The sequence below is a fragment of the Paenibacillus anseongensis genome (genome assembly GCF_009757995.1).
GTDB classification, from domain to species: Bacteria; Bacillota; Bacilli; order Paenibacillales; family NBRC-103111; genus Paenibacillus_E; species Paenibacillus_E chondroitinus.
Genome location: NZ_WSEM01000003.1, coordinates 178,317 through 200,354, shown reverse-complemented (window position 1 = coordinate 200,354; position 22,038 = coordinate 178,317). Strand labels below are relative to the sequence as shown.

The 22,038-nt window shown below is 44.6% G+C and carries 23 protein-coding genes; 19 read left to right on the top strand and 4 right to left on the bottom strand.

Annotation, left to right across the window (positions count from 1 at the left end):
- Positions 1-100: 100 nt before the first annotated feature.
- Positions 101-1,195: a Gfo/Idh/MocA family protein gene (locus GON05_RS01970; protein WP_157317574.1), complete on the bottom strand. Its 1,095-nt coding sequence runs from the start codon at positions 1,193-1,195 to the stop codon at positions 101-103.
- 138 nt (positions 1,196-1,333) lie between these two features.
- Here GON05_RS01970 and GON05_RS01965 point away from each other — a divergent pair, with 138 nt between their 5' ends.
- The 15 genes from GON05_RS01965 (at position 1,334) to GON05_RS01905 (ending at position 14,045) form a co-directional block, all read left to right on the top strand.
- On the top strand, positions 1,334-2,179 hold the full coding sequence (locus GON05_RS01965; RefSeq protein WP_157317573.1) for a LysR family transcriptional regulator: 846 nt from the start codon (positions 1,334-1,336) through the stop codon (positions 2,177-2,179).
- A gap of 192 nt (positions 2,180-2,371) precedes the next feature.
- Positions 2,372-2,560, top strand: a complete 189-nt coding sequence (locus tag GON05_RS01960) for a hypothetical protein (RefSeq protein WP_246238758.1) — start codon at positions 2,372-2,374, stop codon at positions 2,558-2,560.
- 592 nt (positions 2,561-3,152) lie between these two features.
- A complete protein-coding gene (locus GON05_RS01955; protein ID WP_157317572.1) occupies positions 3,153-4,319 on the top strand; it encodes a YhgE/Pip domain-containing protein in 1,167 nt (388 codons plus the stop codon).
- Positions 4,320-4,345: 26 nt separating this feature from the next.
- A complete protein-coding gene (locus tag GON05_RS01950; RefSeq protein WP_157317571.1) occupies positions 4,346-4,942 on the top strand; it encodes a TetR/AcrR family transcriptional regulator in 597 nt (198 codons plus the stop codon).
- Positions 4,943-4,948: 6 nt separating this feature from the next.
- Entirely contained in the window at positions 4,949-5,908 is a 960-nt protein-coding gene (locus tag GON05_RS01945; RefSeq protein WP_157317570.1) for a PfkB family carbohydrate kinase, read from the top strand.
- A gap of 342 nt (positions 5,909-6,250) precedes the next feature.
- Complete coding sequence (locus GON05_RS01940; RefSeq protein ID WP_127458335.1) at positions 6,251-6,961, top strand: CpaB family protein; 711 nt, start codon at positions 6,251-6,253, stop codon at positions 6,959-6,961.
- 20 nt (positions 6,962-6,981) lie between these two features.
- Positions 6,982-8,217 (top strand): CpaE/TadZ family protein, encoded by a 1,236-nt coding sequence (locus GON05_RS01935; protein WP_157317569.1) that lies wholly within the window; start codon positions 6,982-6,984, stop codon positions 8,215-8,217.
- Between the two features lie 57 nt (positions 8,218-8,274).
- A complete protein-coding gene (locus tag GON05_RS01930; RefSeq protein WP_246238757.1) occupies positions 8,275-9,744 on the top strand; it encodes an ATPase, T2SS/T4P/T4SS family in 1,470 nt (489 codons plus the stop codon).
- Positions 9,725-10,681: a hypothetical protein gene (locus tag GON05_RS01925; protein WP_185157179.1), complete on the top strand. Its 957-nt coding sequence runs from the start codon at positions 9,725-9,727 to the stop codon at positions 10,679-10,681. The genes GON05_RS01930 and GON05_RS01925 overlap by 20 nt, the downstream gene beginning before the upstream one ends.
- 12 nt (positions 10,682-10,693) lie before the next feature.
- On the top strand, positions 10,694-11,566 hold the full coding sequence (locus GON05_RS01920; protein WP_157317567.1) for a hypothetical protein: 873 nt from the start codon (positions 10,694-10,696) through the stop codon (positions 11,564-11,566).
- A gap of 14 nt (positions 11,567-11,580) precedes the next feature.
- Positions 11,581-11,730 (top strand): hypothetical protein, encoded by a 150-nt coding sequence (locus GON05_RS38760; protein ID WP_164819826.1) that lies wholly within the window; start codon positions 11,581-11,583, stop codon positions 11,728-11,730.
- Positions 11,731-11,760: 30 nt separating this feature from the next.
- Positions 11,761-11,892 carry a hypothetical protein gene (locus GON05_RS39610; protein WP_258567494.1) on the top strand — a complete coding sequence of 44 codons (132 nt, stop codon included), beginning with the start codon at positions 11,761-11,763 and terminating at the stop codon, positions 11,890-11,892.
- Entirely contained in the window at positions 11,889-12,314 is a 426-nt protein-coding gene (locus GON05_RS01915; protein WP_157317566.1) for a hypothetical protein, read from the top strand. The genes GON05_RS39610 and GON05_RS01915 overlap by 4 nt, the downstream gene beginning before the upstream one ends.
- A gap of 16 nt (positions 12,315-12,330) precedes the next feature.
- Positions 12,331-12,813 carry a hypothetical protein gene (locus tag GON05_RS01910; RefSeq protein ID WP_181646090.1) on the top strand — a complete coding sequence of 161 codons (483 nt, stop codon included), beginning with the start codon at positions 12,331-12,333 and terminating at the stop codon, positions 12,811-12,813.
- Between the two features lie 53 nt (positions 12,814-12,866).
- Positions 12,867-14,045 (top strand): M24 family metallopeptidase, encoded by a 1,179-nt coding sequence (locus GON05_RS01905; RefSeq protein ID WP_157317565.1) that lies wholly within the window; start codon positions 12,867-12,869, stop codon positions 14,043-14,045.
- 345 nt (positions 14,046-14,390) lie between these two features.
- Here GON05_RS01905 and clpP read toward each other — a convergent pair whose 3' ends face one another.
- The 3 genes from clpP to GON05_RS01890 are packed head-to-tail and all read right to left on the bottom strand — an operon-like array spanning position 14,391 to position 15,914.
- Positions 14,391-14,972, bottom strand: a complete 582-nt coding sequence (gene clpP / locus GON05_RS01900; RefSeq protein WP_157317564.1) for an ATP-dependent Clp endopeptidase proteolytic subunit ClpP — start codon at positions 14,970-14,972, stop codon at positions 14,391-14,393.
- A 37-nt stretch (positions 14,973-15,009) separates the two neighbouring features.
- A complete protein-coding gene (locus tag GON05_RS01895) occupies positions 15,010-15,315 on the bottom strand; it encodes a hypothetical protein (protein WP_157317563.1) in 306 nt (101 codons plus the stop codon).
- Positions 15,316-15,329: 14 nt separating this feature from the next.
- A complete protein-coding gene (locus GON05_RS01890) occupies positions 15,330-15,914 on the bottom strand; it encodes an ArsR/SmtB family transcription factor (RefSeq protein ID WP_157317562.1) in 585 nt (194 codons plus the stop codon).
- Between the two features lie 294 nt (positions 15,915-16,208).
- Here GON05_RS01890 and GON05_RS01885 point away from each other — a divergent pair, with 294 nt between their 5' ends.
- Genes GON05_RS01885 through GON05_RS01870 form a run of 4 tightly spaced genes read left to right on the top strand, consistent with a single transcriptional unit; the run spans position 16,209 to position 21,892 of the window.
- Entirely contained in the window at positions 16,209-17,018 is an 810-nt protein-coding gene (locus tag GON05_RS01885; protein WP_157317561.1) for a TnsA endonuclease C-terminal domain-containing protein, read from the top strand.
- Complete coding sequence (locus GON05_RS39865; protein WP_157317560.1) at positions 17,015-19,174, top strand: Mu transposase C-terminal domain-containing protein; 2,160 nt, start codon at positions 17,015-17,017, stop codon at positions 19,172-19,174. Before GON05_RS01885 ends, GON05_RS39865 begins: the two co-directional genes overlap by 4 nt.
- On the top strand, positions 19,171-20,922 hold the full coding sequence (locus tag GON05_RS01875) for an ATP-binding protein (RefSeq protein ID WP_157317559.1): 1,752 nt from the start codon (positions 19,171-19,173) through the stop codon (positions 20,920-20,922). Before GON05_RS39865 ends, GON05_RS01875 begins: the two co-directional genes overlap by 4 nt.
- Before the next feature lie 13 nt (positions 20,923-20,935).
- A complete protein-coding gene (locus GON05_RS01870; RefSeq protein ID WP_157317558.1) occupies positions 20,936-21,892 on the top strand; it encodes a TnsD family Tn7-like transposition protein in 957 nt (318 codons plus the stop codon).
- Positions 21,893-22,038 lie beyond the last annotated feature (146 nt).

Here is a 22,038-nt window from a genome sequence, read left to right as displayed (position 1 = left end):
TCGGGTGCCTTTTTACTATTCGCCGATATGAGGGTTAAGCAGAACTTTATCACATGTGACGTAGAAAAATTAGGTGTAAGAAATGGCCATCTGTCAAAGCTTATAGCTTCTGTCTAATGCCTGTAGCAGCCGCGAGCTTGATGGTCTCCAGCAGCCTATGCAAGCGGGCCGCGTCGTGGAAGCTGGGCGAAAGAAAAGTACCACCAAGAATATCCGCGGCAAAACGCTCTTGCGCCTTCGAAACAAGAAACTTCATTGATTCTTCCTCTGCAGGAAATGCCGTGAAGTGCTTGTCGTCATGCGCTGCCGGGATGCCAGAAGCATACAATGTTTGGTACACCTGCAGGTTGCCAAACTGTACATGGCCGACAGAATGCTGCTGCTTCAATTGAAGCATACCTTTCTCTCCGTAAATATCCAATTGAAATCCGGGATAAGTTCCGCTCTGAATATGTACTGACGCGGAGGCACCGCTGCTTAACATCCCCTCAACCATGATTTGGTCGGCTGCGTCTTTGGCAACCTTTTCACCTGATTCCAACACCACCGCCTCATTGTAATTGCAGATCATAATAGCCGACAGCTCCTTAAAGTCCCCAAGCAGGCGGCAAAGCACATCCAGCGAGTGTCCGCCATTGATGGCTAGAAGCGTTGCGCCGTTTTCCTCCTTTAACAGATAGGAACTGTCACGGCTCGTAACACTCCCCCTGGTGGTCGATAAGCGCATGTTGCAGGACAAAACCCGGCCAAGCTCACCGTATTCGATCCGCTGCTTGATGTCTTGGATGACAGTGGATTGTCTGGCCTGAAGACCGACGGCATGATGAATGCCGGCTTGATCGGCAAGCACCGCCAATTCTTCGGCTTGAGTCGCAGTTACTGTCAGCGGCCATTCGCAGTAAATGTGTTTGCCTGCTCCAATAGCTGCTTTGGCAGCCTCATAATGAAAAGGCACCTTGATGCTGACGACAACCAGGTCCACCTCCGGGCTTTCGCATAATTCGTTTAGGTTTGTAAAAGCTTGAACCCCACCCAAAGCAGCGGCACTTTCCAAAGCACTTTCCATTTTGGATGTGGCAACCGCCGTTATGCGGTGCTTGTTGCTCATCTGAAGTGCAGGAACGTGCGTTTGGCTTGCCCAGTGATTATTAAGCGATGCTCCGATAATTCCAGTCTTAATAATGGAACCGTTCATCTTGTATGCCTCCTGTTCGGATCTACTTAAAAGCGGCGAAGCAAACCGTCCGCATATCCATAATATAGAGTAGAAACCCCATCATGAATAATGTATATTTGAGATAGAGATATCATTTTTTTTGATAGAGGGATGACTATGGATATTGAAAATATGATAGCATTCGTTACCGTTGCCGAGCTGAAAAGTGTATCTGCAGCAGCTTCGAACATGAATCATTTGCAGTCCAACATGACAGCAAAAATAAAAAAGATCGAAAACCATTACCAGCAGCAACTGTTTTTTCGAAGCACTCGAGGAATGGAATTGACACCTGAGGGAGAAAAGCTGTATCGGCAGTATAAAAAACTGCTGCTGCTGTGGGAAGAGACCGAGCAGGAAATGAATCACCGGGAGTTAAAGCTGCGTTTAGGTATCATGCAATCCGTGATCAGCGAAAATATCACAAAAGCATTTTCCGATTTATACGAAAAATACCCCAACATGTCGGTTACGCTCATAACCGGTTCCACTGAAAAGATGGAGGAAGAGTTGATCGAAGGCAATATTGACCTGGCCTATACCTTTGGCAAATCGGACTTGCAGCAGCTCCATTACTGGCCAATCGGCAGTGAAGAACTGGTTCTGGTCGGCAAAAGAGTCAAGACTACAGCAAGTCTGGCCCAATGTTTGCAAAGCGAAAGCATGCTTATCCTGTCCAAAAATTGCTTGTACGCCTCGATTCTGCAGCGCATTTACTCGGCCCACGGCATTCATCTGGCTTCTAAATCAGAGGTCGGTGTATTGGAAACGCTGCTCCGACTTGCTAGCCTAGGCATGGGCATCGCTCTTATTTCCAAAACCAATGTCAGAGAGTTTGGAGTTACAGATTTCATGGAGCTTCCGCAGGAATATCGGTACATTGATAAGTTTTTAGTTACTCGAACAAATTACGAGTTGTCGCCTTTAGAACGGCAGTTTTTCAAAATTAGCCAGAGCTTATAAGAGCCGTTACTCAGCCCGCACTTCACCGATCCATCGACAAGGAGAACGTCCATCACGCGCGTTCTTCGATTAATTGTTTGGTAGCGGAATATATCACAAATTAGGGCAAGTTTCCATTAAGAAAACGCGGAACGTTAGTGGAAAGTTAAGGGAGCATATCATGCGGCAGCTGCTCCCTTTTTCATTAAACAGATGGCAACGAAACTGGTCGTAGAACCGATCTTTGAAACGGATTTTCAGGAAGCCTCGTTTGGTTTCAGGCCAATGCGAAGCGCAAAGCAGGCGCTTACCGTATCCGAAAGGCGTACAACCGCAAAGGAAATTGGGTGGTTGACTTCGACATCCAAGCGTACTTCGATACCATCAATCAAGAGAAGCTGATGATTGATTGTAGGGATTTTCTTGTCGCTAATGCGGGTATTTTCATGTCGTTGTACTTGAAGGGTTTAACTTCCCATCAAAAACAAAACCACCACTCAAGAGTTAAAGAATTTTCACTCCTCTAGAAACGGACATTCTACTCCAAACTAACACCAGTCCTGCAACCGGTGGCCGGGGCATCGTCGTGCAGCTGGCGCTCAAGCACCGCTTAGCCGACGTGCGCGATCCGCTCTCCAAGCGGCGCTATGGCGGCAGCCAAGTCAATTCACTGCAGAACCTCTATGACTCAGGTTTTCCCGGCTCGCCTTCACCGGTAGCCGGTCATCGCGCTGCAAGCGCTCTTGCTCCGGTTAGCCAGCGTGCGTCATCCGCTCTCCAAACGGCGCTATGGCGAACATCCCAGTCAATCAATTCACTACAGAACCTCCATGAACTCAGGTTTTTCCGGCGCTCTTGTTACCGGTGGTGGTGGCGCGCGGTGTGAAAAATTTGCTTATTAAACAACAACCTCATTGACAGACTAAGCACTCCTCCCTATAATTTAAACAAACGTTTAATTGAAATGATCGTTTAAATTTAAATAGGAGTGGTCATGTTGAAACAAGCACTAGGCGCATTTTTTAAGCAAGGTACGACGAAAGTAGGAATCATAACAGCCATTATGTTTCAACTGTTATTCAGCTTGATCTGGATGACAGGTTATGCAGGCGTGTCTGATAACACGAAGAATTTGAAGATCGCTATTGTCAATGAAGATCAGGGTATGGGAAGCACAGTGGCAAGTAATTTGAAAGCGAATCTGCCTTTTCAAACTGAGCAAATAGACTCAAACGACAAAGCGCAAGAAATGCTGAACAACCGCCAAGTGCAAATGGTTATACACATTTCATCCGATTTTACAAAAAAGCTGCAAACACCGGGGCAAACCGCTCCCATTTCGTATACAATTAATGAGTCCAATCCATCCATGATGAAACCCGTGATGCAGGCGGTAGCAGGCAATGTAACGGCAACTGTGAACGGGGAAGCAGTAGCTGCAGGGGCAACTGCCGTGCTTACTCAGATGGCTCCGGAACTGCCGGCTGAACAGGCGGGGCAGATTGCACAGGGGCTGGCGAATAAGGTAACCTCGGATATTCAGAGTACAAATAAAGTTAAAGACATGCCGAACCAAATGCTGCCTATGATGCTTGTGCTTGCTTCAATTGTAGGAACAATGATTATGGGGATGAACTTCAGCGTTTCCACGAATATCCTCGGTGCATCGGTAAGTAAAATGGGCAAATTAGCCGCACGCTTCATGCTCACCGTCATTGCCGCAGTAGTTGTTGGGCTGATCAGCGCGACAATGGTTGTTGCTTTGGGAGGACATGTAGAAAAAGGATTTATGGCATTATGGCTGTTTGAATCCTTATTCTTGCTTACGTTTGCGTTTGTTGCACAAATGTTTTTGACATTGTTTGGGAACGCAGGTATGCTATTTAACATCGCGATGTTATCCTTGCAATTGGTGTCTTCCGGGGCCATCGTACCAAGGGAGCTTTTGTCGAGCTTTTATCATACTTTGAGCAATTATTTCCCGGCCACGTATGCGGTTAACGGTCTGATGAATATTTTGTTCGGCGGTCCTGGTGTAACGAAAGAAGTAAGTTCTTTGCTCCTGATTGCCGTTATCGCATTAGCTATTGATTATGTGGTTGCATCTATTAAAAAAGTAAAAGCAGCACCTGCTACGAGACAAATCTCACAAGCCGCTTAACTTCTATACAAGGAGGGCGCTAAAGAATGGCTCACCAAGAATCAGACATGAAGATAAAGATTGTACTCGCTGCAAAAAAATTATTCGCAGAGCATGGTTATGATGCTACAAGCGTTCGTCAAATTTGTGAGGAAGCCGGGGCCAATGTGGCTCTGGTTTCCTATTATTTTGGTGGAAAAGAGAGCGTTTTCCATGAAATTTTCCATCAGTTTTTTCCCTCACATAAGCTTTCCGGCCTTTTTGACATTGAAGACCCTGTAGAAGGAATTAAAGCGATTATTAAAGAAATTATTTTGATCCGGAATAAAGATCCTCAAATGATTAGTCTGATTCAAATGGAAATTATCATGGCGTCCCCGCGTATTGAGAAGATACGAGCTCTCGTTTTTCCGGCATGGGAAAGGGTTCGGTACTTGTTGGAAAAGGGGAGGCGCGAAGGTTATTTTCACTTCGATTCCCTGGACAGTACGCTAATGTTTGTATTAGGTTCGATTTTTTTCTATAAGCAACGAGACTTCTTTGAGCCGCTTTTTTCGGAGCCGCGGCCCGAGACGGGAACGATTATTCAGCAAACAACCACTTATGTGTTGAACGCATTGGGTTATCAAAGTAAAGGGGAGTAAGGACTTATGGGTAAAACGTATATTGTGTGTTTGGGTGAGCTTTTAATTGATTTCGTACCTGAAATAAATGGACAAGCTTTGGCGGACGTCACGAGCTTCCAGCGGGCGGCGGGCGGAGCACCCGCTAATGTCGCGGCGGCGGTCGCCAAACTAGGCGGCGACGCAAGGTTTATCGGGAAAATCGGCCGGGATCCCTTCGGCGATTTCCTCGTGCGCACGCTTGACGAAGTCGGCGTGCAGACGGCCGTTGTCCAGACCGATGAGGCGAAGACCGGTCTGGCTTTTGTTTCGCTGCGCGCGGACGGTGAGCGCGATTTCTTGTTTTTCCGCGACCCGGCGGCGGACATGCTCCTGCGCGCAGACGAAGTCCAGTCGCAGTGGTTGGAAGACGCAGCGGTCTATCATTTCGGCTCGGTATCCTTGATTGCCGAGCCTTGCCGCACCGCGACGCTGGACGCAGCGCAAAGGGCGAAAGATCTTGGCGCACTGGTGTCGTACGACCCCAATGTGCGCCTAGCGCTTTGGCCGAGCGCGGACGCAGCTCGGGCCGAAATCCTTGCGCAGCTTCCGCTTGCGGATGTGGTCAAGGTCAGCGAGGAGGAGATCGAATTCCTCCTCGGCGTGGACGCGACCACTGGGGCGCAGCAGCTGCTGCAGCGCGGACCTAAAGTGATTATCATCACTTTAGGTCCTGAGGGCTGCCGCGTTGTGAGCGCGCGGCAGGATGTTGTCATCCCCGGCACGCCGGTGGCAGCCGTGGATACAACAGGCGCCGGCGACAGCTTCGTCGGCGGCATGCTCTTTCAGCTGGCGTCGCTGAGCGTGACGCCGGCGAACATCGTTGACGCACTCGCTGAAGCAGGCGTCGCTGAGCGCGTTTTTGACTTTGCCAACCGCGTGGGCGCCATCACGACTACGCGTCGCGGTGCGATTCCTGCACTTCCAACGCTAGCGGAAGTGGAATGAACTTAGGCTTTATTCTTCTATTTCTCATTCTTTCTGTTGTATCTACAGGGTAGACAGGCAGGAAGGGTTAGAGAGGGATAGAGCTTGTTTATGCGAAAATCTGAGTCAAAGGGATAGTGGCGGTAGGAGTAGAAATGAGAAACCCTCAAGCCCTCGTCCCCCAACATCAGTACAAGGAATGGGTAATTTTTTTGCATGAACGGACGAGAAATAGATAGATTTCATTTTTATGTTGAAATATGGAAGATTCTATGCTATTTTTAATGTGCGAAGAACGCAGATTTCGGATGAATGTCCGAGAGCTGCGTTTTTTTGTTTTTTATTATCGATGGAGGTGAGAATTTGAATCGCAGGAGAAGCCTGCTTATTGCTGTGGTTGCTGCTGTTACGGCGGCTATGCTCGTGTATGGGGTATACGTGCTGCAAGTTAATCAGGTGGAGATGCAGCAGACGATTCCGGTCGTGGTTCCAAAGGATTTTATCCGTGCGGGAGTCTTAATACGTGAGGACATGGTGGAGCTCCGGCCTGTACAGAAGGGAAGCTACACATCCGGTATGCTGACTAGTTTGAACGAGATTATTGGGCAGGAAACGTTGATACCGCTGGGCACGAAGGAACCTATTTTGAAATGGAAGGTAAACCGTTATCATATGCTTCCGAATGAGCGGCAGGCTACTTTCCAAATGCCTAAAGAATATTTACTGTCTGTGTCTAACGGCATTCGTGCGGGAGATCGTGTTCGTGTGTATGTCTCGGGTACGGAGGACGGCGGTTCACGGAGGCTTTTTGAAGAAAAAGAAATTACGGTTGCTTCTGTAAAATCCTCGGCGAATGTGGAAGTGGACAATCCCAAAAATCCAAATTTGTTATCCAAGGTGGAAGGTGATAAGGAGAAAATGTATGCTTCCCGCTTGGAAGCTAACGGGGCTATTGACCAAATCAACTTGAATTTAACCGAAAATGAATGGCTGGAGATTGATCGTTTATGCAGCTCGAAGAAAGCAAAATTGGTTATTGCTTTCAGTTCCTCTTCCATTTTGACCGGAGAATGAGCGCGAAGGAGGGATGAGGTATGAATATCGGTTTACTTTCAACAGATCAAAGATTAATAGACGAAATTATTCACGTCGTTTATAGAAAACCATTGAACTGGATCATTTCATCAACAGCTGCGGATTTGATCAGCCATTTAGCGGAGTTAACATTTTCACATGTGATTATATCCGATCGCGAACTGGATTTCGGCGGCTTGGAGGAGTTCCTTGAAGGGCTGCAGCAAGCAAAACCCGACTTGAAAATCATTGTTTTGCTTTCCAATTATCACGATGTAACGATCAATGAAAAGTATGTGAAAATGTGCAAACTTAGGAGGCTGGACTACATTCAGCCGGGACGCAGCACCGCAGTGATTGCAGATGACATTCGGGCTTGGGTCGACGGGTCCGGGGGAGATTTAAGGTACCAACAGCCTGTAGGTAAATTAGTTACATTTATCGGATCCACGCCAAATATCGGGACGACCCTGGCCTCTTTTGGTGTGGCTTATTCGCTGGCGGCGGAGACGTCGCAGAAGGTGGGATATGTATGCTTAAATCTAAAAAGCTCTAAACTCCATCGCTACTTAGGGAGAGACGAAAACGGCTTTACGCTGGATGGCTTGCGCGCGGAGCTAAAAGCTCAAAGCTTGACACCCGATAGATTGCTGCTCGTTTGCGATAAACCAAAAGAAGCCCACGGGCTGCATGTCCTCTATGGGAATATGCTGCGCGAGCAAGCAGAGTTCTTTTCGCCATCGGAAATCGTACATTTGCTGCGTGTAGCCCGGAGGGCTTTTGATATTTGCGTCATAGAGGTCAATGCTTATTGGGATAACGCGGCAACCGTTTGCGGGTTGTTGGAAGCTGACAGCAAAGTAGTCGTTACGACAGCGGATATTGCTCATTTTCAGGAAGACTTTTCACGGTGGATTAGGCAGGTTGGCTCGGTTTTTGGTTTGCAGCCGGACGGTTTTGAGCTCATGGCCGTTCAGACAGAACGTCATTCGAAGCATAGTGAGTTTACGATTAAAGATATCCGCAAGGAAACTCAGCTGCATTTGATCGGACAGATGGCTAAGCATGGGGACGCACTTTCTCGCTGCAATCAAGGCAAACTATTCGACATGCTGACCCCAAGTCATCCGATGTATGAGGAGGTTAAAGCTGTTGCGGCCAAATTAGCCGACTTTTATAAGCTGCCCAGAAAAGAAACTGTACGGCAAATTACATGGCTGCAGAAGCTGATGACGGGGAGAAAAACGGCAAGTTAATGACATGGAAACGGGGTGAAAGGAGTGAACGAGGAAAGATTTTCGATTATTACTTATATGCACGAACGAAAATTGAAGGAAAAGGTCTCAGGAGCAGGTTTTGACACGGGAACTTATCCGACGAGCAACTGCAGCACAGAGAAAATGGTTGGATTAGAGTTAGAAAATAGAGGAAGCTGCAACGGTTTAGGAGAGGGAGCGGGTGGACAGTCCTCAGAGGAGGATGTGATTTTTGAGCAATGGGTACAGGATATACGCAGTGAGCTTGTGACAATGAAAGGCAGAACGGAGGCCGAGAAACAACTCTACAATGAGACGCTGAATCGCGCCATTCTTGGTTATGAGGAGGATCGAGGGAAGCTGCTTGCCGTTATTCATGATCTCGTTTCAAAAAGAAGGCTTACCGGCAGGCCACCTCGAACGAGCGGATACACGACTTTGCCGGAGGCGATTTTTGCAGAAATTATTGGGATGAATGTACTGGAGCTGGTATTGAAACATAAGGAGGGACTTGAGGAGATCCAAGTTGTGGGGAGGCAGATTTTTGAGGTGCGTGGCGGGAATGCGATCCCATCCGCTTATGCGCTGCCTTCTGTACGTGAATTAGAAAGAATTCAACAAAATTTAGTGCTTTTTAACAATGATACGCTGAATCCTAGAAAGCGCTGGGCTGAGGTTGTGCTGCGGGATGGATCGCGAGTGACGATGACTGGCTTCGGATTTACGGCTGAACCCACTTTGACGATTCGTTTTTATACGGTAAAAAGGTTTGATTTGGCGATTTTGGCTTCTGCGGAGCTTGCCACAATGAATCATCGAATGGAGCAGTTAATTCGGTGTTTGATCCATTCTTATTTTAACTTGGTCGTTATTGGCCCCACGAATTCCGGTAAAACCAATCTTATTAAAGCAATCATTGCAGAAATGGATCATAACGAAAGGATTATTACGATCGAATCGCGGTTTGAATTAAATTTGAAACGTGATTTTCCGTACAAAAATATCGTCGAATACGAAATTGACGAGGAAGACCCGAGACATTCCGGCTTGCAGGCTTTTAAGCTGGCATTGCGTCAATCACCGAAGCGGATTTGTCATGCTGAAATTCGAGACGAGGATGCGAACCTTTACGTCAGAGCTTGTACGAGGGGGCATGAAGGCAGCATCACTTCCGTTCACGTAAGTGAACTTGAGGATGTTCCTGATGCAATTACGGACATGTGCATGTTGGACGGGAGGGGAATGGATCCTCTGCGTTTGACGAAACGGATTACCGCGTTTGTGACACAAATCGGGATGGAGATGGCCGTCGTCCACGGGAAAAGGAAGATTGTGCGGATCGTCGAATATCGGTACGAAAATGAGGAGGTTTGCGTGACGGAACTCGCAGTTTATGACAAGTCGACAGAGGATTGGAAATTTCCCGGGAAATTGTCGCAACCCGCATCGCGGAAAATCAGTAAGGCTGACCATGAGGGGCATGCTTTGTTGATGAAGCTCGGTTTTATTGAGAAAGAAGGCGAGTGATGGCATGATTTTCGCTACATATGCCTTTCTGACGCTGCTGTTTATCGTCGTATTTCTGGCTGTGCGATCCGTTTTACACGTACTAATCCGACAGCGCAAAGCCAGATTCAGGCTGCATTATGTCAAAACATCTTCGTTTGGCAATCGTTTAAGTGAATATTTGGGCCATAGAAGTCGATTGATTAAGCATGTAAAGGAGATGATGGAATCCGTCGAATTAGGCATGAGCCTGCAAACGATGCTGGTGGTGACTTTTGTCTTATTTTTAGTCGGCGTGATAGCGGGAATCTTGTATTTTCAGTCGGTAAAAGGTGTTCTGATTTTGACTTGCATCTCCGTGTCACTGCCCTATGTGCTGCTTCGACTTAAATTGGTTAGTGTGAGGCTGCAAACCCGATTGGAGTTTCTCCCAGCTGTAGAAGTATTTTACCAGTATTACATGGTAGATCCTCACAAGAATATGAAAATGGCATTGAAATATTGTTTGGAGGAAAACCGCATTTTGTATCCGATTAAGCCTGTGTTTGAGCAGCTTTATCGAAATCTGATGACACAAAGAGATAAGGAGGAGAGTCTGCGCATTTTTTCACTTACATTGGGTCATGCATGGGCCGAGTATTTCGTTGGTATTATGCGTGTCGCTTTGACGGAAGGGAGTTTTGTTGGCGATAGTTTCAAAGAGCTAATTATCGACATGCGAAAAGCGCAGCGATTCGATCAAATGGAACGAAATCGACTTTTGGAGATTCGGATTGCCAATTTTACGCCGATTTTATTTCTAGCCTTATTTTTGTTCATTAATTTCAAAGTAAACGCTGACAATGCCTATTTATACTATGTTTTGGACCCTGGCGGACGCAATATGATTTTGGATGCGCTTTTGTTGATATTCGTTTCTTTTATTATGGGGATTTATCTTTCAATGCGAAGAATGTGAGGGCCTACTGAAATGATTCAAATTGCTTCCAATTCACTCCTCTTCGTGCTTTTCATGACGGCCGTTTATCACGGTATTATGCTTGTGCCTGTTCGGGCAAATAGGTGGAGGACATCGCAGGTTATGAGCGCGCTTCGGGAGAAGAAGCTCCCTGACTGGTTGTTCAAATGCTTAGGGCTAAAGGCAAAAACGACAGAAGAGAAGCGTCAGCTTCTTATAGGGTGCGGCATCCGGATGAATGCAGGTCTCTACGAAGGTGGCAGGAGAATTCTGTTGCTTGCAGCCTTTCTGGTTGGTGTTTTAGGTTATGTTGGCCTACAACATCCATTGCTCACTTTGTTTATTGAGCCTATCTATGTATTAACCGGGGCGGCCTGTCTGTTGCTATTTTTGTTTTTCGATAAAAAAGTGCTGGCTCAGTTAAAGGAAAAGAGGGCTCATCGCATTGTCCGGGAAATTTACGTCATTAGTCATCATCTGCTTTATTACAATGATTCACATATGAGTTTACATGCAAAGTTATCTTTATGTGCTGCTCAAACTCGCTCAATTCGGACGCAGTTCGGGCTGCTGCTCAATGAGTGGTATCAAGGCTCGGAAGCTGCAATTACCCAGTTCAAAATCAGGTTGGGAACGGACGAAGCACACAGCTTCGGGGAGACATTAAATGTGCTCAGGTTGAATGAACATGCGAGCTACTATGATCTGCTAAAGCAAAGGATTCAGGACTATAAAGAAAAGATGGAGTTAGTGCGGGAAAGTAAAAAAGAGGCAGTCTCTTACGTACTGTTTGTGCTTGCCGGACTGCCGATTTTGAATACGTTTCGAGTATTTATGTACCCGTGGGTTGCTGAGGGTCAGCGTTTATTTCATGCAATTAACTAAAGGAGTGGCGTGTTATGAGAAATATTTTAGTTACCGTTATGATGCTGATTGTGGTTGCTTTCCTCTTTACATCGATTGTTAATGATGGTTCGACAGGATTAAGGCGGAATATTTCGACGCATGGCACGCAGGCCAATACGGATATTACGGCATTAAGGCCTTAATGCTGAGGGCAGGCTGTGAGGTCGATTTTGATGACAGTGATGTTGATTATGGTTGTAATTGTTATCTATAACAATGTGGTTGGAGGAAATACGGGAACGCGCATGCAGGTGAACAACGGAGGTGCCAGAATTAATGGAACCATAGAGCGGATTGATCCATGAAGCAGCTATTAGCTTTCGTTTTACTTGTGACTATGCTCTGTTGGTTCATGTTCGCTCCCGTGTACAAGCATGTCATTATCGTTCGCCAGGCTGTTTTGCAAAAAGAGGTTGATTATTTACTGGAGATCGGCGCTAACGGCAGGCATGGGTACATCGATCAGTCGATGATTCAAGAGTCCAGGAATCGTATGGAGGCCAGGGGTTTTACGCCAGAAGAACTCGTGTATAAGATTGGAACCACAACGGGAATGGGAGGGACGGATGCAACATCACCTGTTTGGCGGGGAGCAGGCTTGAGTTTGAAGCTGACGTATCCGTATCAGCGGCTTTTTGTTATTGATCGATTAGTGGGGATCACGGTGCCAGCCGAAACAGACCGCATGGGGGCCAGCGGCATGAAGATGAGTGAGTATGTGCCTTGAAGGTTGAGGGGATGTTGTGTATAAGCTGCTATTCATGGCGCTGATGAGTGCCGTGTTTATGTCGATGTATGCGCTGCAAACGGATGAAGAGTTGGCCATGCATACGCTTTTTCATGGGAAGCATGCACTGAATCGCGCGGTTCATGCGGCTGCTCAGCAAAATGATCAGGTGAAGCTGGCTGAAGGTATCCATGCTATTGATGAGAGTAGGGCAAGGACTGTAGCCCTGCAATATTTGCAGGCAAACTTAAGACTGGATACGGCGAATAATCCGCTGCCGGGCACTTTTTTACAGGATGAGGTGGTGGTGGAGTTATTTAAGATCGTTAATGAAGGGGAGGTATTTCCTTATACCTATACGAATTCCGCTTATGGTTACTCAGTTACGCTAAACCGACCAGGGGTCATTATGTTCATTCGCTTGCAATTCCCGAGAACTTATACTGTTTTGCAGCCGATTACTTGGAGGATTAAGTGTTCTGCAGAAATGGTATTTTGAATGTATAATAGCAGATGAGGTGTACATTCTTGGAGTTGTGAGGAGAGGTACGAATGACGATTTTCCAGCTAAGGCAGCAGTGGCTTCAGGGTGAGATGATCAAACGGGGATGGTCCGGCTTCCTGGTCACCCATCATGTGGATATATATTATTACTGCGGCTCGATGCAGACAGGGTATTTGTTTATTCCGGCGGAGGGCGAGGCGCTTTATCTCGTTCGCCGCAGTTTGATCCGCGCGGAGGAGGAAGCGTCAGCGGACGTGGAAGCGCTGGGATCCTGGAAGACGCTGGCTGAGCGTCTTCGCGCGCGCTGCGCCGCGGCGGGGGATGCACCGCTGCGGATCGCTACGGAGCTGGACGTGTTACCCGTCCAGCTGTTTGGGAAGCTCCAGGCGGCGCTGCCCGGCGCGGCCTGGGAGGACGGCTCGCTGCTGGTGCGCGAGCAGCGAATGATCAAATCGCCGGACGAAGTCGCGGCGATTCGGGAGGCGGCGCGCGTCGTCGACGCGGCGCTGGAAGCAGTCATCCCCCACATTCGTGAGGGGATAGCGGAGTTTGAGCTGATGGCGCTCATCGAGCATCAGCTCCGGCTGCGCGGGCACCAAGGGCTGATGCGCATGCGCGCGTACAATTCCGAGTTAATCACCGGAATGGTCGCGACAGGCGCGGCGGCAGCGGTGCCCACCTATTTTGACGGGCCGGCCGGGGGTACGGGGCTCCACCCGTCCAGCCCGCAAAGCTCAGGCCGCGCGCTGCTTGTGCGCGGCGAACCGATTCTCGTCGACATTGGCTGCATGGTCGACGGGTATTTGATCGATCAGACGCGCACGCTCGTGATCGGCGATTTGGACCCTGAGCTGCAGCGGGCCTACGACGTGGCGGAGCAGGTGCTCCGCGCCACGGAGGCTAAGCTGCAGCCGGGCATGATTGCCGAGCATCTGTATCTGCTCGCGCTGGATCAAGTGCAGGAAGCGGGGCTGAGCGCCCACTTCATGGGGTACGGCGCCGACCAAGTGAAGTTCCTTGGTCACGGCATCGGGCTCGAGATCGACGAATTGCCGGTTCTCGCCAAAGGCTTCAAATACCCGCTGGCTCCCGGCATGGTCATCGCCATTGAACCGAAGTTTACGTTCCCCGGGCGGGGAGTAGTTGGCGTTGAGGATACGTATCTGATTACGGATACCGGTTGGGAGAAGTTGACGATTTCGAGGGAAGGTCTTATCCGAGTTTAGGTTGTGAAGCAGCCATATCGCACAAAGAAGAAGCTGATCTCTGTGAAAGTAGTGTTTGCTACTTTTGAGACAGCTTCTTCTTTTTGAGGATCTAGTAGTACCCAATTCGCTTACATCAGTGCGAGTGGGCTGTGGGAGGGAACTACAGGTCGCTATTTGAGCCACTTCGGCTAATTTCGGTAGCCATGCAGAACTGTAGGGTCTTATTTGTCTTAGGTTGTCATCATTTCGCTTGTAATCCTGGAAATAGCGGCCCACAGTTCACTTAGTCTTGCCGAAAGGCCGTTTGCAAGGGAAATAGTGGATCATAGTTCCCTTTTTAACCTAAGTGACTTGGTCTCGAGCTTAAATTCTCTCGATAACTTTGTCAATCAAACCGTACGTCTTCGCATCAGCGGCCTCTAAATAGTAATCACGGTCCGTATCTAGCTCAATCTTCTCGATTGGCTGTTTCGTTGTATCTGCGAGAATACGGTTAAGTGTGTGGCGTGTTTTGAGAATATGCTGAGCGCGAATATGAATGTCACTGGCTTGCCCTTGGGCACCGCCCCAAGGTTGATGAATCATGACTTCTGCGTTTGGCAGTGCAAAACGCTTGCCCGGCGCACCGGCTGTCAGAAGAATCGCACCCATGGATGCCGCCATTCCCACACAAATTGTAGATACGTCAGGTTTGATGAAATTCATCGTATCATAGATAGCCAATCCGGCTGATGTTGAACCGCCAGGGGAGTTAATGTAGAGAGAAATGTCTTTCTCAGGATCTTCAGCGGAAAGAAACAGGAGCTGCGCAATAATCGCATTGGCTACTTGATCATTCACTTCTGTTCCTAAGAAGACAATTCTGTCTTTAAGCAAACGGGAATAAATATCGTAAGAGCGCTCTCCGCGCGAGGATTGTTCAACAACCATAGGTATGAAACTCATAGGATTCATCCTTTCTATATTGAGGAGTATCTTTCTTTTAAGCCGCGGCTCTGCTTTGTAGCGTATGACGGTAAGCAGGCTGTTTCTGGCCAAAACCAGAGGAAATGATGACAAGACGGACGGGTTCCTCACCCTGAGAAGAAGGGAATTCATGAACGTTAAAGGTAGCTTCTGACTCAGATAAGCCTTGGCGGCGATAATCGTCAATGGAGATCACTTGGCCCTCTGATTTGATTGGAGCTACTCGCTCTCTAGTGTGCTCCCATGTGATGATAGCTGCACCTGGCACTGTGTCCTTTTGTTCTCTTTTTGATTCATTCTCTTGCTCATGTTCTTGACTCATCGAAGGTGTCCTCCTCATTCTTTCGGTTTCGGATACACGGCTAATAATACTTGATAGGCTTCATTCTCATCTTTGCCGGCAGCGTAACGTTCCACTAATTGCTGCACCATGGCAGCATATTCCTCAATGAACGCCTGTCGCTGATGTTCATCGCACAAATGAACTTGAAGCTGCAGCGTAGCACTGGGAATTTCTTCTCCAACATCAGATTGCTCCATGAGCAGCAAGGCATCACGCCTTATTCGCTCTGACGTTGTGACAAGATGGGCGAGCGAGCTTTGGTCCTTCAGCTTTTGTACGGTCTCAGGCTTCATGCTCAAACTGTCAGCTAGCACGAAGGTTTTGGCAATGGATCTGTACAGGACTTCGACCAGATTGCGCACTTGACGCGTGCCGACTCGTTGCACTAGACCCGCTTTTTCCAAAGCTTTCAAGTGATAGTTGATCCGCTGCGCAGTCTCACCAAGAGTTCGAGCAACTTCAGCTGCAGAGCCAGGTTCGAGGAGCTGTGCAATAATCTCCCCGCGGATGGGGTTAAGCAGTACTGTAGCTTGCTCGGGTGATTCGATGTAATACCTTTCCTGAATATCGTTTAGCATGGAGAGGATGCCTCCAGTACAATTAATATGTTACGTAAAAATATTTTATTACGTGGAAGATGGAAAGTCAATGGGCGGTTGGAAATCGAAGTGTTGGATGACAAATTGGTTTTGAAATTGACAATAAAGTTTTGAAATAACAAATAAAGTCTTGAAATGACAAATAAAGTTTTGAAATATGGTTTGTCTAGCAATTATTCTGGAAAAGATGATAGTAAACCGCTTTGTTACAACTAGAGCCTGACCAACAATATGGTCGGGCTCTTTTTTATTATTTTAGGGGGAGAGTGAAATATGAATAGAGGCAACTCAGTAAGAAAATCTCAAGAAAATAGAATCAAGGACGGACGAGGTCAAGGATATGGCAAAGACTATGTCCCTTTTATTCAAGCGAGTGATAACAAGACTCCAGGAGATGGTTACCTCACTCGATCACTCGGTTGGAAAACAGAAAGAATTCACCACACCCTTTCCAGAGTAGAGTACAACTATCTAATGCTATTAAGCTGGATGGATATTGTAGTGGACATTAGAGAACAGTACCCACTTCAAATCGAAAGAACACTAGAGATAGCTGAGCAGTTACATATACCTCATGCACATATAAATAATGTGCCGGTTTATCAAACTACTGATTTTATGATTTCCATTGAAACATCCAATGGAATTAGGGATGTAGTGAGAACAGTTAAGGTGGTAACTGACTTAACATCAAGAACACTAGAATTATTCGAAATAGAGAGACGTTATTTTGAAGAACAAGGTTTAGATTGGGGGATTATTCTTGAATCAAGATTACCCTCTACTATAATTATGAATATTGATTGGATCTTTGACGGAAGGTTCTTAGATAGTCGTGAAGGATTAGACATTGAATTGGTAGAGCATATCAAGAATTCATTTATTCAATACCTCATTGATGATGCGACTGCGACTCCCATTCAGAAACTTTGTTTACGAGCGGATAATAAATATGGTTTAGAATCGGGTTCTTGCCTGTTTATTCTAAAACACATGTTAGCCAATAAAGTGATTCATACAGATATGCAAAAATTAATTAGAAATGTTAAGCCACTATTTATAAGTAAGGGGGTTATAAAGTGATATATGTAAACTCTGTCATTCGACTTTTAGCTGGGCTAGGTGAAAGCATTAATTATATTCGAGTATGCTGGATTTCTCCAAATTCAGAAGATATTTTTGTTACTAATATTACAAATTCTAAAAAAATGGGATTGCCTTATCCCATGAAAATGGAGGATTTAATTAACGATTTGAAGGAGTCTAGAGCAGAAAAAGTCGAGTATGAACTAGATTTACGTATTATTAATCCTTCTGATGAATACCTAGAGAAGTACTCAAAAAAGTTAAATGATAAATGGAATCTAATTAAGAATATCGTAGCTGTGGAACCAGAAATATACATTTCAACTGAACGAATGAGGCTTTTCGAGAGCATAAAAGATAAAACAGGCGTAGAGTTTAATGTCCTTTATGACCTCATAAAGCGATACTGGTTTTATGGGAAATGCATAAACGGTTTACTACCAAACTATTTTGACTCCGGTGCTGAAGGAAGAGATAGAAAATATAAAACAAGACCTGGCCGAAAAGGGGAATATATTAAAACATTAGATGATAAAGATTTTGAAATTTTTAAAAAATCGATAGATAAATTCCGTATTGAGGAAAAATTAGACTTGATAGAAACTCACCAGAAGATGTGTGAGCAATATTATGCAGGTTCGCATTATAGAAGAAAAAGTGGAGAATTAGTACCACTAATTGATGGAAGCAAAACTCCTTCAGTGAAGCAGTTACGATACTGGTATGAAAAAAACTACTCAGATAGGGAAAGAAAAGGGCATACCTACGGCCTACGGAAAATGAAGAAAGAGTTTAGAGCATTATTAGGCAGCAATAGTATGTATATTGAAGGCCCAGGCTATCTTTATCAAATTGATTCTACTCCTGCAGATGTTACTCTACTAGCAATGGATCATAAAACGCCAATTAATAGAGCAACTTTGTTTATTGTAAAAGATGTTTTTTCACGTAAAGTTGTTGGATATCACCTTAGTGTCCACCATGCAAGTTGGCTTGAAGGGGCAATGATGGCTCTTGAAAATGCAACCGCTAATAAAGTTGAGTTTTGTAGAAGATATGGAGTTGAGATAGATCCCGAAGATTGGGATTGTTTTCATCTGCCGCGTCACATTGTTTCAGATCGTGGTGAAATGAAAAGTAAATATCCCAATGGTCTAGTTGGGATTGGGGTCGATATTGCAAATACCCCCTCATATCGGCCAGATTTAAAAGGTGTTGTTGAGCAGCACTTTCATATTACAAATAAAATTATCAGAGATTTTTTTCGTAATCACGGAGCGATTTTAAAAGATATACGCGAGCGGGGGGATTCCCCACCTAATGAAACAATAACATTAGATACATTTAATGTATTTATGATTGCACATATTATTTCATTTAATAAAATGTCGCTGCCTCGTGAGTTTGTAGTAAGTCCAGAGATGTTTAAAGATCATGTTGACCTTACGCCAAATGGACTTTGGGAATGGGGTGCTAATAAAAACTTACTTCATGAACGCCCTAAGAATTTAATTCATTATACACTACTTCCAAAAATGACTGCGAAAGTTACTCGCTTCGGTTTGGAGTTAAAAGGAAATACAAAATTATGCTATGCATGTAAGGAAGGAGAAGATGCAGGCTGGTTCATAAGTGAAATACTTGATGGTAAAAAAGAAATTGAGGTTTCCTATGATCCACGGGACTGCAGTGCAATATTAATCCGGTTAGATTCCGGTAAATTAATACCGTGCAGTTTGACAGAAAGATTTAACGAATACAAAGGGTTAAATTTTGAAGATGCTAAAGCAATTTTCGATTTTAAAAAGCAAGAGTACACTAAACTATCTAGTAGTAATATGCAAGCGAAGGCTGAAAGACGTGCACTGGCAGCATCACACCTTAAAGCTGACGTCGCAGCAAAAAAAGCAGCAAAAACATATTCGAATGAAGAAAAACCATCAGGAAAAAGGGAAGCTACAGCTAAAGAGGCGGAATTTCGAGATCGTGTCGATGCCTTTACGAAACAATGGGAAGAACAACGACAAGAGGTTATTCAGGACGAAGTTGAAATTATCAGAGCTGCAACTAGTTTACAACTGTCTTCCACGAATAAATTAAGTGATTTCTTAAGAAACAAGCATAAGGAAAAGAAAGGGACTTTACATGCATGAATAATCTTGATGACGAAGAATATCTTACAGGCTACCACTGTGATGCAGTATATAAAAAGCAAGTAATCCCAGAAAATCAAGGGAACGCTTTTATTGAAGCGATACCTGATCGTTTAAATGCTCATAAACTATATGAGGCACTCTATAGTGCTCCCCGTTTTAAAGGTGATGTATCAAAGCTAGATATTGAAGATCGATTGGCTTTGGTTCAACAAATTCGTAAAAGTTTTTGGCTCCCATTATCCGGACACTTTTACCGGTATCGACAGTATTACAATATGATAAAAATAGGATATCAATCTAGAAATCCATACTCACCAAGCTATAACAGGCAATACGCTCTAGGTTTGGATAAAGTGTTTAATTCTGGGGTAGATGAAGAAGGCAGAAATATTGCAGGAGTGAATCATACAGCTGAAGGGTTCGCAGATATTGGCCTAAGTGGTATGGGGAAGAGTGTAACGAATAAGAGGATTCTACAGTTATTTCCTCAGGTTATCCATCATAAGTCATACAAGGGGAGACAATTAACAAAAGCCCAGGTTGTTTGGCTCCATGTAGAGTGCCCGAGTAGTAAATCTGTTTCTCAATTAAGCAGGAACTTTTTCGCCGCGGTAGATAAAGCATTAGGTTCTGGATCCAACTTTTTTGAAAAATTCGGAGAAAAGGCCGGGACAATTGAAGTTCTTGCACAGAGAATGGTTAAAGTTGCTAACCAAATTAATCTTGGGGTTTTACTTATAGATGAAATCCAAAAAGTGCACCGCGCGCATTCAGGCGGTGATGAGAGAATGATTGAATTTATTACAGAGCTAACGAATACTATTGGCATTCCTGTCGTTATTGTGGGAAATCTGAAGTCCTTATACTTATTCAAAAGCTCACTAGCTAACTCAAGAAGAGCTATACCAGATAGCTACGTGGAGAATATTACGGATCGAATGGTCGAAGGAGAATTAAATACGAACGGAGAAAAAGCGATAACAGAATGGGATGATTTTATTGAAGCATTATGGGAGTTTCAATATACCCTTTCAAGAGTGCCTTTGACAGAAGAATTCAAGTCGCAAATGTATTATCACTGTATTGGTATTCCAGATATAGCAGTTAAATTATTTATGCATGTACAGTGCCAAGCGATTGTAAACGGAGGTGACGAGCGAATTACACAGAATTTAATTAACTCTGTGGCAAGTAAAAGTCTAAAACTGCTTCAGCCAATGTTTGAAAGAGTACGTAGAGGAGAATCAGCAGTATTAATTGAATTCGAGAATAAGGACATACATTGGACAGAGTTTAATGAGTACTTTAAAGAGGCTGCTCACCGAGTTTATGTTCATGGTAAACTTGCTCAAGAACATGAACGTGCAATTCAACAAAAGAATCGAATGAGTATATTAGAAGATCTGATTGCGTTTACCAGTAAGATGTCAAAAAGTATTGAAGAAGCTGAGTCTATTGCTCAGAGAGTTTTTGAGTCAAGTAATGGTATGGGAGATTTAAACTCTATGTACCAGCATGTTGCAAAATTGGTAATGGAATCGCAAGAAACTAGCACTCGTAGTCAGACGAAAAATAAGGTAGCACAGTTCCCTAAATTGAAAAAAAACAAGGGAGAGCTTCCTCTCATGGATATATCTGATATTCGTTATATAGTTAAAGCTGGCGAGCAAAAAAAAATGTCGATTGAAGAGTCGTTGCTTGATGCTGATTTGATTAAAGACCCGTTAGAGTTCAATCTTTTATAGGTAAGGTGAGAATATGATCTCATTTCCAGAAATGCTTCCAGATGAGCTTTTTTACAGCTGTTGCACACGCTATCATATTGAAAGTGGGAATGAAACTAATAGTCAAACCATGAAAGAACTTTTTGGGAATCCAAGTTTCAAAATGAAGTGTATGTTACCTTCGCATCTCAACAATTTTATCAAGAGATATAATTGTAAGTGGGGCAGGATTTGTAGTAATGACATTCTTATGAATCACACAATATACCCGATTTTTCGATCGTTTTTAGATTATAAAGAATCTGATGTAATTCTTCAAATGATTAATGGAACATTAAAATACCGACCGCATTTTATTTTAGGGATCAAAAATAATTTATGGGGACAAGTATTAAATTTTTGTTCAGATTGTGTTAAAGAGGATGATTTGAATTATGGGTTTCCCTACTGGCATAGACTGCATCAAGTGCCTGGGATCTTATATTGTCCTAAGCATTGCAAAAGATTAAAAAGGAGTTGTCCAGGTTGTAATTTCAGATTTGAGACACAAAATAATTTTTTGGTTATTAAGCGCTTTTGCAGGTGTGGGCATGATTTTTCATGCGATATAGCTAACCAAGTTGTGTCCTTAGACGAATACAGAGCTCAATTAGAGTTGATAAATATAAGCCAAGACATTGCATACGTTTTTAGTGCAAATGTTTTTACGGGGCATCAGTGGCAACAGCTATACAGAGATCGCATAAGCAAAACCAAATACTTCTCTTTGACGGGGAGGTTAAACCAAAGAGCCCTTGCTAATGATTTTATAAGCTTCTACACCAGGTCTACTCTTAAATTACTTGAGTGTGAGTTATCAAATATCAATTGGTTACAACATTTTTTTAACAGAAAAAAACATATATATCATCCTATTAAACATATATTATTTATTCGGTTTCTATATGGATCAATTTCTAACTTTTATAATGAAGTTTCTGAGGCTGCTTAGAAATCCAATAAGGATAACATATTTAATGTTAATACGTTAGAGTATTGATTTTCGACACTTTGTATAATAATCAAACTACTTCCAATACTTGTTATAGAGGGGGGATTATTTAAATTCAATAAACTAATCGTGTAATAGCCCCTTTT